General features: G+C 68.7%; 13 protein-coding genes. 8 read left to right on the top strand and 5 right to left on the bottom strand.

Features of this window, described 5'->3' with window-relative positions:
* The first annotated feature begins 106 nt into the window (after nt 1-106).
* The 8 genes from ACZ4MU_RS30545 to ACZ4MU_RS30510 all read left to right on the top strand — a co-directional run bounded on the left by ACZ4MU_RS30545 (nt 107) and on the right by ACZ4MU_RS30510 (nt 8,043).
* Nucleotides 107-385, top strand: coding sequence for a DUF4326 domain-containing protein (locus ACZ4MU_RS30545; RefSeq protein ID WP_467882845.1), 279 nt, complete (start codon nt 107-109; stop codon nt 383-385).
* A gap of 374 nt (nt 386-759) precedes the next feature.
* Nucleotides 760-1,500, top strand: coding sequence for a hypothetical protein (locus ACZ4MU_RS30540; protein ID WP_467882704.1), 741 nt, complete (start codon nt 760-762; stop codon nt 1,498-1,500).
* A 36-nt stretch (nt 1,501-1,536) separates the two neighbouring features.
* Nucleotides 1,537-1,959 (top strand): hypothetical protein, encoded by a 423-nt coding sequence (locus ACZ4MU_RS30535; protein WP_467882702.1) that lies wholly within the window; start codon nt 1,537-1,539, stop codon nt 1,957-1,959.
* A gap of 29 nt (nt 1,960-1,988) precedes the next feature.
* Nucleotides 1,989-2,396, top strand: coding sequence for a RapZ C-terminal domain-containing protein (locus ACZ4MU_RS30530; RefSeq protein ID WP_467882700.1), 408 nt, complete (start codon nt 1,989-1,991; stop codon nt 2,394-2,396).
* 527 nt (nt 2,397-2,923) lie between these two features.
* On the top strand, nt 2,924-4,291 hold the full coding sequence (locus ACZ4MU_RS30525) for a ParB/RepB/Spo0J family partition protein (RefSeq protein WP_467882698.1): 1,368 nt from the start codon (nt 2,924-2,926) through the stop codon (nt 4,289-4,291).
* Nucleotides 4,292-4,386: 95 nt separating this feature from the next.
* Complete coding sequence (locus ACZ4MU_RS30520; RefSeq protein ID WP_467882697.1) at nt 4,387-5,292, top strand: ParA family protein; 906 nt, start codon at nt 4,387-4,389, stop codon at nt 5,290-5,292.
* 249 nt (nt 5,293-5,541) lie between these two features.
* Complete coding sequence (locus tag ACZ4MU_RS30515; RefSeq protein ID WP_467882694.1) at nt 5,542-7,425, top strand: DUF2637 domain-containing protein; 1,884 nt, start codon at nt 5,542-5,544, stop codon at nt 7,423-7,425.
* Between the two features lie 177 nt (nt 7,426-7,602).
* Nucleotides 7,603-8,043 (top strand): hypothetical protein, encoded by a 441-nt coding sequence (locus ACZ4MU_RS30510; RefSeq protein ID WP_467882692.1) that lies wholly within the window; start codon nt 7,603-7,605, stop codon nt 8,041-8,043.
* Between the two features lie 27 nt (nt 8,044-8,070).
* Here the strand turns inward: ACZ4MU_RS30510 and ACZ4MU_RS30505 are convergent, their stop codons facing one another.
* From ACZ4MU_RS30505 to ACZ4MU_RS30485, 5 genes are read right to left on the bottom strand one after another with little or no spacing between them, the layout of a single operon-like run.
* Nucleotides 8,071-11,538, bottom strand: coding sequence for a LysM peptidoglycan-binding domain-containing protein (locus ACZ4MU_RS30505; protein ID WP_467882689.1), 3,468 nt, complete (start codon nt 11,536-11,538; stop codon nt 8,071-8,073).
* Nucleotides 11,538-11,990: a TadE/TadG family type IV pilus assembly protein gene (locus ACZ4MU_RS30500; RefSeq protein WP_467882686.1), complete on the bottom strand. Its 453-nt coding sequence runs from the start codon at nt 11,988-11,990 to the stop codon at nt 11,538-11,540. Before ACZ4MU_RS30500 ends, ACZ4MU_RS30505 begins: the two co-directional genes overlap by 1 nt.
* Entirely contained in the window at nt 11,987-12,469 is a 483-nt protein-coding gene (locus ACZ4MU_RS30495; protein ID WP_467882683.1) for a TadE/TadG family type IV pilus assembly protein, read from the bottom strand. Before ACZ4MU_RS30495 ends, ACZ4MU_RS30500 begins: the two co-directional genes overlap by 4 nt.
* Nucleotides 12,448-12,873 (bottom strand): TadE/TadG family type IV pilus assembly protein, encoded by a 426-nt coding sequence (locus ACZ4MU_RS30490; protein ID WP_467882681.1) that lies wholly within the window; start codon nt 12,871-12,873, stop codon nt 12,448-12,450. The genes ACZ4MU_RS30495 and ACZ4MU_RS30490 overlap by 22 nt, the downstream gene beginning before the upstream one ends.
* Nucleotides 12,873-13,052, bottom strand: coding sequence for a hypothetical protein (locus ACZ4MU_RS30485; RefSeq protein WP_467882844.1), 180 nt, complete (start codon nt 13,050-13,052; stop codon nt 12,873-12,875). The genes ACZ4MU_RS30490 and ACZ4MU_RS30485 overlap by 1 nt, the downstream gene beginning before the upstream one ends.
* Between the last annotated feature and the right edge of the window lie 99 nt (nt 13,053-13,151).

Here is a 13,151-nt window from a genome sequence, read left to right as displayed (position 1 = left end):
CTCGCACCCAGCGCAAGCGCACAAAAAATTGGCGCGCCGGAAGCGCGATGATCGTCGACCGAAGCAGCCGCTACGAAACCCCTGGCGCGTCTAAAACAGCCCCGTCATCGCACTGGACGGCACCGCCCGGGAACTGGGCGCACCCGCTGTCGCCCGCGAGCACGCCAGCACCTGCTACCGGGCCTGGCTGCACGGCGAGGGCCCCGACACCTACGCCGTCGGCCGAAGGAAGTTCGACTGGCGCCGCATCCTCACCGGACTGAGCCGCCTGCAGGGCCGTGACCTGGCCTGCACCTGCCCACTGCCCAGCGCAGGCGAGCCCGACCACTGCCACGCGACCGTTCTCCTGGAACTGGCCGCACACCCCGAAAGGACCACCACGTGAATGCCTCCCCAACGGCGCCGCCGCCGCGCGGCCACCCTCGTACACCCCCAACGGTCGGTGTTCTGCGACTGCGAGGCATGGCGCGCGGAAGCCGCCCGGATCGTTGCCCCCACCACCACCGTGGCTTCCAGTGAGCAGCACGACAGACGCCCGCACCTGGCGGCCCAACGGGCCCGGCTCGTTCCAAGCACCCGCCCATGTACAAGCGGTCCTCGACCGGCACGGCCGTCTGTGGACCCGCGGCCCCACCCGGTGGACCCGTACCGGAGCACAGTGGATCCGGTGGCGGGTCCTCGTAGCCGAGCACGGCCCGGTAACAGAGACGCCCATCCCCTGAGCACAGCCCACCAGACAGCCCCAAGGAGGGCCTCTCCATGACGGACAGCACCCCCCAGCTCACCCGCTTGCGCACCCGCATGCTCTCCACCGCCTACACCAACGCCGACATCTGGACCCGCGACAGCGCCTACCTCACCGACCAGGCGCTCGCCGCACTCACCCGCAGCGACCCCGGTGCAGCCGAAAGCCTCGCTAAGTCCTTACTGGCCTCGGAGTTCCTCAACGACGCCCGCATCCTGGGCGCAGCTGGAGAAGCCGGCATCGACACCACCGGCTGGGAGGAGCGCCGCGAGAAGATCCGCGCCTACGCCCGCGAGGCCTACGAGCTATCCCCCAAGACCGATCCGGCCGACGAAGCCGGCCGGATCTGGGCATCGCTCTACGACCACTACCCGCAGATCGCGGCTGCCCTGGCCGACTTCCTCCGCGCCATGCCGGACACCTGGCGTGAGGACTTGTTCACCATCCGCTCCCCCGCCGCCATCCCTCAGACGAGGGAACTCCCCGGACCGGAGACCGCGCCGTATGACCCGCAGGACTGGGAGGACTGCCCGGCCTGCGTCGAAGCCCAGGACTCCTGCCGCTACCACCGCGGCATCTACGAGGGAGTGGAGTACCAGCGCGACCTGATCACCACCGCCCTGACCGACCCCACGGCCATGGACCAGCTCCGGCATCGCCACGCCGAACTCGACGCCCAACGCGCCCGGCAGGTGACCTCCTCCGCCACCAGCACCCCGTCGGCCGACCCCGCCACCCCGGCGGCCACGACCTGACGACGGCCGCCGCGAACTATGGCAACGAGAGGAACCATGACCACCAACCTTCCTACCCCGAGCACTCCGGCCTCCGACGCGGCCGCCGCCCTACTGGCCGCCCACCCCAACCTCTCCGCGAAGTCGATGCCCGCCGCCGACGTGAAGGGCCTCGGACCGTCAGCCCTGATCCAGGTCGAAGACAGGACAGCCTTACAGGCCTGGGCACTGGCACTGAACACGGCCGCCCACCGGACCGGCGCCAGCGCCTACGGCATCACCGAGCCAGGACGGCATGCCGGGCTTGCTCTGGTGGCGGATGACATTCATCGACACCATCGTCGACCAGACGCCCATCCGGCTGTGGCCGCTGGAAACGTCCGACTAGCCCCGCGTCCTGGCCACGCTCCTCGCCTCCACCGCACAGGCCACCAACTGCTCGCGCGGGCGGCCCGCTTCCCGCTTCCGGCCGCCCGCTGATCCCCTACCTCCGCGAAGGGACGCTCCACATGTCTGAGCGCAGCATCAAACTCACGTCGTTCGGATACCTCCACCTCGACCAGGACGCGGAAGGCCGCCCGGTCCCGCCACAGGCCGACCGCATCGAGGACGTCCGCGACCGCCTCCGCGATCCGGCTGCCGCCCGCGACATCCTGGACCTCGACGGCCTCAACCCCCGCGTGCAGGACGTCGTCCTGGCCACCCCCGGCGCCCGCGAGCTCCTCGACAACCTCACCGCCTACGCCCAGCTGCCCGCCGGGCCCCGACACATAGCCATCGGGTGCGCGGGTGGACGCCACCGTGCCAGCGGCCTCACCGAACTCCTCGCGCGAAACCTGCGCGAACGAGGCCTGACGGTTGAGGTCGAACACCTCCACGCCCACCTGCCCCGCGTCCTCAACACGCCCCCCGGCTGACCTGAACCAGATGCCAGCCCGACGGACCACGCCTCGAACCGCGCGTGGGACACCGGATACGAAGAAGCCGCCCGCGTCTGGAAGAGGGCCTGCATCGCGTACACCCCCCCCTCCTCGGCTCCGTGGAAGCCGGATAACCGCGGCAGCCACAGGCGGCCGCCTGTGGCTGCCGATAGACCGTGACCATGAGCCCCGCACCCCGGACACACGTCCGGGGTGCGGGGCCGTTCGTGTTTGTTGATCTCTCTGCGAGCCGTAGCCGAACTCCGGCGCGGCCGTCGCTGGCGCCCAGCGCTAGGGAAGTCATCCGGTCGAGTATTCCGACGGAATATCAGTCCTCCCAGGCCGATGCACGGCAGCATGCTGGACGCGAGGACACAACGAGACGAGAGCTAACAAAGCGGGCGTATGGATCGCTCCGAAGTCTCGGATATTCCGACGGAATACCGCCCCGTTGGTGAGGACCGGGTCACCAGCCCGCTAGGGTCACCTGCAGTTAGCACCCTTTCGTCTCAGGAGTACCACTCATGGCCGCTGGAGCCTCCGGGCCCACGATGACCTTCGGCAGGAAGAAGAAGACCCGAAGCATCTGGGACGACCCAGATGCCGTTGAGGTCATCGAAATCTCCCTTGAGCAACTCCACCCCAACCCCTTCAATCCCCGCCTCGTCTACCGGGACGAGGACATCGACGACCTCACCGAATCGATCAAGGCAGAAGGCGGAGTCCTGCAGGACCTGTCGGTTGCTGAGGTCGAAGGGTTCCTCGAGTACTGGCGTGCCCGCCTTGCTGAGACGCAGCCGGAGAAGCTCGACGAGCTGGAAGACAGACTGGGGTCGGTCCCGGCGGGGGACTACGTCACCCTGATCGGACACAACAGGGCGATCTCGCTGGCCCGGGCCGGCCACGACACTGCTCCCTGCAAAGTCACGAACTCGAAAATCCCCAGGGCCCGACTCCTTGGCCTGCCCGAGAACATGCGGCGGATCCCCCTCAACCCCATCGAAGAGGCCTTGGGCTTTCAAGGAGCGCTCGACGACGGGATGCTTCAAGCGGAGGTTGCCGCCCAGACGGGTTGCAAGCAGCCTCACATCTCGCGCCGGATCAAGCTCCTGAAGCTGCCCACTGAAGTACAGAAGGCCGTCATGGACGGACTCGCTGTCAGTGAAGCAGAGATCCTGCTCGATAGGCTCACTACTCGGGAGCAGATGCTACGGGCCTGGCTGGTCATGGAGGAGGAGGGCATCAAGGCCGCCTTCGCCGCCGCCAGGGTTCTGTCACCGCCCACACCCTCCAAGGCCAAGACCAAGCCGGCTCCCCCTGTCCCGCAGCAGCAGAAGCACTCCCCCGACGAGCCAGAACCTGAGGGAGCCCCGGCAACGGGTGCCAATCGTGAAGAGACCAGGCCAAGCAACTCTGAACTCGGCTCCTCCGACCAGCAGACTGAGCGGACCAATCTCGAGGAGCAGAGCGAACCACAACCCGATCCCAGTGCCGAAGCGGCACAACTGCGAGTGCAGGCCTGTCGCACCGTCCTGGAATTGGGTGTGCCCTCGAACCCCCGGGAGACCCTGCGCCTCCTCGCCCCCGCCCTTCTCGCTGCCCCGAGCAAGGCCGCTCGGGAGACGGCCCACGAGTGGCTCCGCTCAAGCGCCAAACCCATTGGGCCTGATGCGGCGAAGCCGGACAAATACTTCGCGGAGGTGTCCGCATCCGGCGAAGCAAAGCTGACCGCTCACGTGGCCCTGGCCGTCGCCCTGGCCGTCGCCGAACAGCGCGCCTCGCTTACCAGCCGCCCCTGGGACGCCCAGGACCGTGACTACCTCGCCCACCTCAAGTCCGCCGTCAACTATCAGCCCACCGAGTGGGAACAGGACCGCCTCGGCGGCAAGTGAGGCAGGCTCGTATTCCGTCGGAATACCGCGCTTACTGAGGCAGCGATATTCCGACGGAATACGAGGGCGCCCCAGCACGACCCTCAGGAGAACCATTGCCAACCTCTAGGACCATCCAGGCACCCGAAGAGCCCCGCATCTTCGCCTGCTCTGTCATCGCCGGTGGCGCTGGCAAGACTCAGGACGTCATCAACCTCGCCGTTGAGGCGGCCGGGCGAGGGCACTCCGTAGCCGTCGCCGACTTCGACCCCCAGCGCACCGCGTCCCACATCCTCGGCTACCAGGACCCACCCGAGGGCCAGCCGACCATCTTCGATGTCCTCCAGGGGAAGAACCGGCTTGAGGAAGCCGTCGTGCCGGCCCGCTACCGCATCGGTGAAGGCGAAGACAACAACGCGTTCCGCCGTATCCCCAACCTTGACCTCATCCTTGGGACGCCTGAGATGGCGGATGCGGAAGTCAACCTTGGCCTCGACCCTGCCGGTGTGCTGTGGCTGCAGAACGTCCTGGACGAGCAGCTGCCCCCAGGCCGCTGGAGCATCCTGTTCTTCGACTGCGGTCCGACACTCGGCATTCTTCTGCTGTCGATCGCTATGGTCGGACCTGAGGTCATCGGATGCGTCGCTGACGAGTTCAAGTACATCATCGGCCTGCAAGACCTCGAAGACACCCTGGACAAGGGGGCGCGCAAGTTCCGCCGCTTCGGCTTCAAGACCGAGGTGCAGCACATCCTCGCCACCAACATCCCCTTGGACGCCCAAGGAAACATCCGTCGCAGCGGCGGAGCTGTCGCAGAAGATGCCATCAAGGCCATCCGCAGCAATCCGGACTGGAACACCAAGCTGCTGCCCATCATCCGCCGCAAGCAGCGCTTCAAGGACACCATCGTCACGCAGCGCCCGCTGCGATTCCTTGATCCCCGCAACGAGGCACTCCAGGACATCGCTGCTGTTGCAGACGCCCTCGGCATCCAACGTCTTAACTCCACGCGGAAGCGATGAGCTTATTCCGACGGAATGCGTGCACACGCGGCGCCTGACCCCTCCGCATGGGGACAGGCGCCGCACCGTTGTCGGCTAAGCCCGACAGCACAGACCTCGAGCTCCTACTGCAGACCGCCGCAGATGGCCCTCAATGATCACTCTTCGCGGACGATCCGCCCAGAGCCGATCCCGAAAGGCCTCAACCCGACCCGCACCGTGGGAGTGTGAGAGCTGCTTAGTTGTGAGGCTTGGATAGGGGAGTGGGAAGTGGCTGCGGGGAAGAGCGAGATACCCCAGCTGACCCGAGCGCATCGGGTCCTGATCGGCGTGGTCATCACCGGCGCCGTCGTCATCGCCGGTATCGGCTTCGCGGGCTCGTACGCGGCCGTCCGTGAGCTGGCCATCCAGAAGGGCTTCGGGAACTTCTCCTACGTCTTCCCGATCGGCATCGACGCGGGTATCTGTGTCCTGCTCGCCCTAGACCTCCTGTTGACGTGGCTCCGGATTCCGTTCCCGCTGCTACGCCAGACCGCATGGCTGCTGACGGCGGCGACGATCGCTTTCAACGGAGCTGCTGCCTGGCCGGACCCGCTGGGCGTGGGCATGCACGGTGTGATCCCGACCTTGTTCATCGTTGCTGTCGAGGCCGCGCGGCACGCGATCGGCCGGATCGCCGACATCACCGCCGACAAGCACATGGATGGCGTCCGTCTCACCCGCTGGCTCCTCTCGCCCGTGCCCACGTTCCTGCTCTGGCGCCGCATGAAACTGTGGGAGCTCCGCTCCTACGAACAAGTCATCAAGCTGGAGCAGGAGCGTCTGGTCTACCAGGCCAGCCTCCGCTCCCGTTTCGGCCGAGCCTGGCGGCGGAAGGCCCCCGTCGAGGCCTTGATGCCGTTGCGGCTCGCCCGGTACGGCGTCCCGCTCGCCGAGACCGCACTCGCTGGTCTCGCCGCCGCAGGCATCGAGGAGCCGCCGATCCAGTTCACCGTCGAGCGGGTCCCCGCAGCGGCCCCGGCAACAGACACCGTCCTCGAGACCGCGGCGCCGCGGGAGCTGGGAGCGGCCGAGCTGGAGAGCGCAGTCCCGAAGCCGGTCCAGGACACCGTCCCAGCCCCTGTGTCCATGCGCCCGGCCGAGCGGCGGGAATCGACTGAGGACGCGGCCGATCAGCTCGCCGAGGCCTACCAGGCGTTCCTCGCTCAGTTCCGGGCCGAGCCGTCCCCGACGCAGTGGTCCGCCTGGCTCCGCGACACCTACGGCATCTCCATGGGATCCGGGACCCCGCTCTCCGAGGACCAGGTGCAGCCCCTGCTCAGGGTCCTGCAGGAACGCTATGCGCTCGTTGACCACGAGCCCGCTGAAAGCGACGGAGCGGAGCCAGCCGACCAGTGGTACGACTACTTCCACAGCGCCTGGCGCAACTACGCGCAGGAGTTCGGCACCTATCCGAATGACGCCGCTCTTGCCGCGTACGTGTACGAGCGGGACGCCATCACCGGAGAGGGGGGCCAGCCGATCACCGGCGAGGACCTGGCAGCCTTCGTAACGAGCTTCGAGGAGCGTGAGGTCGGCAGCAACGCACCCGCCGCCGGAGATGCAGCCGCCGACCCGGACGAGCCGGCTGCCGACGAGGTCCCTCCGTTTGAAGAGGAGCCCGAAGTGGCGCCCGCAGGCGCGGGCGCCCAGGCCGCCAAGGAGCAACGCACCCCGCGGGTGAGCGCCGCCATCGATGACCAGTCTCCGGACGAAGACGCTGTCGCGGGGCGACCTGTCGCCCTCACCACCGTCGACCGCTACTACCTGGCGTGGATGGAGTACCAGGCCGAAACCGGTGCTGAACCGGAGAAGGCCGAGCAGCTGTCCGAGTTCCTGGCCCGCAAAGGCTTTTACGGCCGTGGCGGGAAGCCTGTGAGTGCTTCCACCTTGCGGCGCTACCTGCTGCCGTTCCGGGTCTACAGCCTTTGGGCCGAGCACCGGGTGCGCAGTGACAAGCCGACCTTCGATGTCGTTGCGCAGGAGTGCGCAGCCCATGGGATCACTGCGCAGTACAACAAGCCCATCACCGCCGACTACGTCGCCGAGAATGCCGCCGACTTCGAACGCCGCTGGCAGGCACTCATCGGTCACCATTCCGAAGCGCGCCAGTAGGACCGTCACCATGCGCCGACTGGCTACCCGGTTTGCCGTTCATGCCCAGCAGGCTGTGCATTCAGAAGAAACACCAGGTCAGCACTGCATTGCGCAGACATCGCGATCATTGCGCAGCCGTGCGCACCGCACCCTTGCGCATTGCGCAGCCCACCCGTGAACCGACGAGGAGGACCCATGTACGCCCTGCGCATCGACCCGGACGCCACGGTCACGGACCTGAATCTGCTCGCTGCCAGTGCGCATACCGCGATCCGGGAACACGTCGGATCCGACGCCGTCGACCAGGGGGTCTACCACCGGCGGGCCGTTCTGCACATTCACGGCGACGGCGTGAGGCTCGGATTTCCCCAGAACCTGGCGGCATGGGCCCTGGCCAGTGCCTGGCGCGGTATGCCCCTGTACCCGCTGGCCGGTCCCATCGTCATCACGGGCCGAACCACAAGCGGGGACACGGCGGCACTCGACAACGTTCTTGCGCAGCACGCCAAGGCCGTCGCGAAGACCGTCCGTGACACGCTGACGGAATGGCGTGAACGCCCTCCGGCCTCCAACGAGGCAGCCATCAAGGAACTCCTGGCGTACGCGGTCCGCGACGTCGCCGCCGGTGGGCAGTGACGGGCTGCGCATCCGCAGAACCACCGGCTAGAGGGCCTTGCGCACGGCCGTGCCCGAGCCGTTGAGGAGCTCGTTGATGAGCTGCGTCGTCTCCGTCTCCAGTGAGCAGTCGAGCGCCCGGTTGACCAGCTGCACGCGGGAGACGGCCATGTGCAGCCCCTGCCGGTTCCCGGCCGCATACTCGATCCTGAGCCAGTCCCGATACAGGAGCTCAGCCGTGTCGTCTACGTCGAGACCGGTCGCGACGGCCTGACGCGCGACACTGAGGTCGTGATGCGGGCCCGCAGGCGTGCGGTAGGTGGCCACTGCGTGTGCCACGTCGATGATGCGCGTGACCATTTCCTGCTGGTAGGGCTCAGCCCACGGCAGGGGCCGGCCGCCGAAGGGCCTGCCGCGCACGAGTGTCAGCGCCTTCTCCAGGTCCATCAGGCCGGAGGGACCCAACGGCAGCGCCCGTTCGACGAGCTGCAGGAAGCGACTCCAGTCACAGCGCACCCCGGGGGCGAGCCGGTATGGGTCCTCACCGGAACTACGGCGCGGCACGTAAGGGTTGCCGGCGGGGTCGTTGCCCATGGAGCGACGCAGACCCTGCAAACGGGCGTTGAGGGTGCTCGGCGACCAGGGGCTGACGGGGTCCATGTCGGAGCACAGTACGTCTGCACTCCGGCCGGGCCGGAAGAAGAGCAATGCGGCGAGCTGCGCCATCCGCGGACCGTGGCCGGTGCTGTCCACGCCGGTCACCTCAACCGGGCCCAGCACCCTGATCTCCGGCGCGTGCAGGTCATGCGCCTCGCACTCCTCCGCCTCCGGCGCTTGGCGTTCCTCGAGCGAGGTCTCAGCGGCGTCGGCCTCCGGTGCCTCGTCGTCGGCAGTGGTCTCCGCCGCGGCCGGGGGAAGGGGAGCTGGGGGCGATGGCACTGCCTCGGTGCCCGGGCCGGGATCGTCGCCAGCCGCAGTTGCGGGCGTGGCGGTGGCTAGGAGCCGCAGTCCGGACGGATCGGCGCTCGCGGCCAGCAGCGCCGGGAACATGCCGCTGCCCGCGTCGGATGCCGCCGCCAGCGAAACGCTCGGGACGGCGGCGGCCGCGGCCGCCGCCGGCTCCTTGGGTGCGGTCTGCTCGGGCTGCTGTACGTGGGCGGGTTCGTCCGGGACGTCTTGCCAGGGCCCCTCGGCCGGGTGGGGTGCCTGCCCGGACACCTTCAGTGCCGTGGTGATCTGCAGGTAGGCGGCGTGCTCCAGGCGCTGCACCGTGATGTCGACGCCGGCGTAGTTGAGGTTCTGCGGTTCGTGGAGGGAGGCGTTGAGGATTTCTGCCTCGGGGAAGTTCGTGGCCGCCGTACTCGCGGGGGCGACCAGAGTGACGGGCACCATGCCCGCCTTGTCGATGACATCGGCGAACTGCCAGGCGAGGTCCGCGTCCAGAGCAGACGCACACAGCAGCAGATACGGCTGATGCTCGGTTTCTGGCATCTGGTGCGCCTCCAGCAGCCGTTCGCTCAGATCGCGCAGGGCATGCGCGGCCTGGCGCATGTGGGCGATCCGCGCGGTGGGCAGCAGCTGCGGCAAGTCCTCACCGAACCCGATGGTGACCACCTCCAGTTCGCTGGCCCACGGGCTCATGCCGAGTTCCAGCGCGAGCGAGGTGCACACCTCGGTGATGTGGACGGGGTTGCCGTCCAGCAGCAGCGCGGTCAGCCCGGTGAGGTTGAGCAGCAGGAGATCGCCCGTCTCGGTGCTGCCGATCGTGACCAGCCCCGGATACGGTGCTGGCACCTCGCGGGCGGCGTCCTGGTCAAGGAGGACGGCATCGGAGGGCAGGGTCCACCATCCGCCCTGCCCGGCCACGAAGGGCGCCGCAGGGTCCGCGGTGAGATCCTCGGGCAATACCTCCACCGTGCGGGTTCCGATTCGCGCCGCCCGCAGCGGCGGCAGGACCGCGTCCTCCTCCTGGGCCGCCTGGTGGGCCAGCGTTCGCAGCGCCACGTCCAGGCGGGCAGCGCCGCCCGGCTCGGCTGCCGCCGCCAACTGGGCCTCGGCCGTAGACGTCTCCGACGCGATGGCGATCTTCTCGCCGGGCTTACGGCGGCGGCGCTGCAGCGTACGGCGCAGGGCGAGAGCACCGGTGATGGCGGCCGCCAGCAACGCCCCGGCACCCAGAACGGTACGAAGGTTCAACGGGCTGCTGGCCGGAGCCGTCGCCGGGTTTTCAGACGCCGTGGCGGCGGGGGAGGAGGCAGCAGCGGAGCCGGACGCTTCAGCCGACGCCGACGCCGACGGCGAGGCGGCAGAGGCCGATTCGCTGGTGCTGGGCCGCGGGGTCGCAGAGGCCGTTGCCGACGGCGATGCCTGATCCTGTCCGGGCTGCTCGGCAGGGCGACTGGACGGTCCGTTGGGGGCCAACGACTGGGGTGCGGGCGTGGTGGTCTGGCTCGGCGCGGGCCTCTGCTCAGTGCCCGCGCCCGGCTTCTGGCTGGTCGGGGGAGTGGTCTCCTGGCTGCCCGCCTCATCACCCTGGTCACGGCCCTGGGAGGACTGGGAGGGCTGGGCGCCGGGCACGGTGACCTGCTGCCCCGCATAGATGACGTCCGGGTCGGTGATCGCGGGCAGACCATGCGGCTGTTCCTGGCCCCGGCTGGCCGTGAACAGAACGGGCCATGCGTCGGCGTCGCCGAGTTCCTTCTCTGCGATCTTCGAAAGGTAGTCGCCCGACTGGACCGTGACGACGTGCTCACCCTTCTCGCCGCCAGCCGGCGCAGCCGTACCCAACTGCGTGCGAAGGCCTCCCCCTCCCGTGGACGTGTCGGGCATCTCCAACTGCCAGCCGGGTTGCAGAAAGCTGGTCGCGCGGAACGTCGTGCCGTCGACCATGGTGTGGCCCTCGTTGAGGGCGGCGATCTCCCGCCACCGCTCACCGTCACCCAACTCCCGTTCAGCGATGCCCCACAGGCTCTCCGCCGGCCGTGTCTCGCGCACCGTGTACGACGTACTCAACGCCGCGGTGCTCGCCGAGGACCTGGAATCCTGCTCGGTCCCAGCGTCATGCCGGGCCTGGGGCCGGCCCGAGATGGGGGACGCCGTGGCGGCCGGGGCGGCCTGGGCGTCGGAGGCCAGAGCCGAACTCGTTGGCAGCAGCACCAGGATGCTGCCGATCAGGAGAGCCGCGGCGCGCTGGGAGGCACCGAGCCCTCGCGGGGCGTGCCAGGTCCGGCCCCGCATCTGTGCGATCAGCTCGCGCACGGCGCAGAACGCGAACTGGGCCCACCCGATCCAGCCCACCGCGACGAGCAGCAGCAGGAACGCCGCACCCGTGTCCTGCCGGTCCAGCAGGTGCGCGAAGTCGTCGTGGGTGGAAGCCCAGATGACCGGGGTGACCCAGGCCAGCAGCAGCGGCAGCCCGGCGACAGCGGCGGTCAGCACCACCAGGCTCAGGACTGCTTTGAGGAGCTGGCCCAGGGTGCTCCAGGCCGCTGCGGCGGGGGAGGGGGTGGTGCTCATCAGTTTCCTTCGGGAGCGGTGACGCCATGCAGGAGGGTGGCCTTGCCATGGCCGGTCACCGACAGAGAGCCGATTCCAACCACCGACAAAAACTTCGTGTCGTAGGTGCTGGTGACGACGACGGTGAGGGTCTTGCCGTCGCCGGACATGCTGACCGTGCCGGTGGCGCCAGCGGAGCGCAAGTACGCCTGGGCTGCGGCCTGCGCGTCCTGCGGATTCACCGTGATCGCGGTGCCGTTGATGGCCTCGGCGGGGTCGATGGCCTGCCCGCCTGCCCGCGCGGCTTCACCGGCGACGTAGTCGGCGCGTTCCGTGGCCCGCATTTTGCTGCCGCCGTCGACGGCGACGCCGATGATCCCGATCAGTGCGATGACGCACACGGCGACGAACACGGTGACGCCTCCCTGGTCCTCCGACAGCGTTCCGCGCAGGCCCCTCTGGCGGAAGATCATCCATCCCCCCGCTGCCGGTACTGATCCACTACTGAGGTGGCGGTCGACGTGAGCGTCCTGGTTCCTGGCACGCCCGGGAGCAAGAGATCGGAGAGGCTGACCGTGCAGGTCACGGTCGCGGTGACCGTCCCTACCTGCCCCACCGGCACGCTAAGACCACCCGTGTTGATGGTGACCGTGGTGGACGAGCACTTGATGCCCTGGTCATTCAGGGACTGCGCGGCCGCCGCCTGCGCGGCGCTCTGCGCGGACCCTGCGGTGCGGTGAATGGAGGCCTCCCGTGCCGCGTCCTCGGCCGCGGCGTCGATCTTTGCTCCGGAGGTGACGATGCGGCCGCCGGCGATGGCCATACAGATGAACATGATCAGCGCAGGGAGGACGATGGCGGCCTCGATCGCCGCGCTGCCCTCATCGCTGCGGAGTCTGCGAGCCCACCGGGCCGTGTTTCGCACGTGGTTCACCCTCCCGGAACGGTCCATCTCTCCACGGGGCCGGACGCGGACTGGGTGACGTGAAGACCCGCAACGCCAGGGATCATCGACATGGCGGTGCCGGACACCTGAACCTGCACCCGCTGTCCGTTGCTGCTGACCGAGACGCTGTAGCCGCTCAGGCTGTCCCCCGCGGTGCGGCCCAGCAGGTCTCGTGCCTGGGCCGCACCGGCGGCGGGGCTGGACTGGTAGGCGCGGGCCGCGGTGAGGCCCTCGCGGGCCGCGGTCAGGGCGATCTGCCGGGCGTAGTACCACATAGAGACCTGGATCACGGCAACCGTGGCGAGCAGCACGAACGGAAAGATGATCGCCATCTGGATGGCGGTGTCACCGCGGTCGTCGCGCCATCTTCGACCCTGCCACCAGTCCTTCAGCCGCTCGGGAGCAGACATCACAGTCCGCTGAGCTTGCCGTTGTACTTGGCGATTACGACGGCGATGGTGCCCGCGATCAGGACGGCGCCGGTGACGGCGGCGACCCAGATGATGACGGTGGTGGTGGAGATGTCGCCGCGGTCCGGACGGCGGGTGGCCTCCTCCAGACCCTCCTGCAGACGCGTGCTCAGGCGGATCGCTGCACGGTTGGCGCGTCCGATGACGCGGGAGCCTCGGCTGCCGTGGGCGGGCCGGTGGGAAGCCTTGTCCGGGCTGGCGTAGGGGTGGGTGGTCAG

Source organism: Streptomyces sp. NPDC026377 (assembly GCF_055567715.1).
The sequence above is the reverse complement of the archived record's forward strand: the minus strand, read 5'-3'. Positions and strand labels throughout refer to the sequence as shown.

Excerpts from the sequence above, each read along its gene's own strand:
- ACZ4MU_RS30530 (WP_467882700.1), top strand. The coding sequence starts at position 1,989 with ATGTCTGAGCGCAGCATCAAACTCACGTCGTTCGGATACCTCCACCTC.
- ACZ4MU_RS30535 (WP_467882702.1), top strand. The coding sequence starts at position 1,537 with ATGACCACCAACCTTCCTACCCCGAGCACTCCGGCCTCCGACGCGGCC.
- ACZ4MU_RS30490 (WP_467882681.1), bottom strand. The coding sequence starts at position 12,873 with ATGTCTGCTCCCGAGCGGCTGAAGGACTGGTGGCAGGGTCGAAGATGG.
- ACZ4MU_RS30540 (WP_467882704.1), top strand. The coding sequence starts at position 760 with ATGACGGACAGCACCCCCCAGCTCACCCGCTTGCGCACCCGCATGCTC.
- ACZ4MU_RS30500 (WP_467882686.1), bottom strand. The coding sequence starts at position 11,990 with ATGATCTTCCGCCAGAGGGGCCTGCGCGGAACGCTGTCGGAGGACCAG.
- ACZ4MU_RS30495 (WP_467882683.1), bottom strand. The coding sequence starts at position 12,469 with ATGGACCGTTCCGGGAGGGTGAACCACGTGCGAAACACGGCCCGGTGG.
- ACZ4MU_RS30525 (WP_467882698.1), top strand. The coding sequence starts at position 2,924 with ATGGCCGCTGGAGCCTCCGGGCCCACGATGACCTTCGGCAGGAAGAAG.
- ACZ4MU_RS30505 (WP_467882689.1), bottom strand. The coding sequence starts at position 11,538 with ATGAGCACCACCCCCTCCCCCGCCGCAGCGGCCTGGAGCACCCTGGGC.
- ACZ4MU_RS30510 (WP_467882692.1), top strand. The coding sequence starts at position 7,603 with ATGTACGCCCTGCGCATCGACCCGGACGCCACGGTCACGGACCTGAAT.